Genomic DNA, 976 nt, shown 5'->3' on the forward strand with positions numbered 1-976 from the left:
TTCAGCGGCTTGGTTGCGTAATTCGGTCAGAGAATCAAACGGCCTACAGTTGTGCAATTATTATACAGCACACTGAATTTCTGGCATACCAAGCCCTGTAAGTTTGTTCAGCGCTTTAATCATGGCCTAAGTTTCACCAACCTGAGCATTGTAGTCTCTCAGACTTAATCGCCCACCTAAAAACTGCTTCACTCGATACATTACTGTCTCTGATAGTGAACGTTTATGATAGCCGTAGAGCTTCTGGCAACTTACCTCTAAATTCCTAGGGTGACCATTATCCCAGCAGGCTGCCCCTTATCTTGGAGGGATGAGTGGAACAGCTCGCTTGAACCGTATGGCATCGTGGCAATCCCTTGTGTCATAAGTGCCATCACCAGATATCTCGATAATTCTTCGGCGTGTTTGCTTGAGCAAGTTAGGGAAGACTTCTGCATCGGTAACATTAGATAAACTCAGTTCTGCCGCAACGATTTCGTGAGTGCAGATGTCTACCGCTAAATGCAATTTTCTCCAGACTCTACGCTTCCCGTCAGTACCATGCTTCTTGACCTTCCATTCACCTCCGCCATAAACCTTGAGCCCCGTCGCATCAATGGCTAGATGCTGTATTGCACCTCTAGTCTTTGGTTTAAATGAAACCTCGATTTGCTTAGCTCTTCGACTGATACAACTGGAATGTGGACAGACTATAGGGACGTTAGCCAATGAAAAAACAGAATCGATAATCCCTTGCAATGCTCTCACAGCATCGAGAAAACTCGTTTCACCATAAGCGCTGTGGTAATGGCTAAGTCACTGAATTGACGAGGTCTACCGCGTTTATCCTGTTTACTCTGCTTCCACTGGCGAATGGCTTCTTCATCAATCCAGAAAGTGGGTGAACCACTGTTGATTAAGACTTTGTTGTACCGTTTCCAGTTCGTTGTTTTGTAGCGAAGCTTCGGCATGAGACTAGGGTAATTAACTTACTTAG

1 pseudogene is annotated in these 976 nt (G+C 45.2%); it reads right to left on the reverse strand.

Features of this window, described 5'->3' with window-relative positions:
• Positions 1-60: 60 nt before the first annotated feature.
• Positions 61-950, reverse strand: a pseudogene (locus tag ACF8PK_RS17970) (IS5 family transposase).
• Positions 951-976: the final 26 nt, after the last annotated feature.

This window comes from Vibrio sp. CJQ_6, assembly GCF_043106745.1.
Lineage (GTDB): Bacteria > Pseudomonadota > Gammaproteobacteria > Enterobacterales > Vibrionaceae > Vibrio > Vibrio furnissii.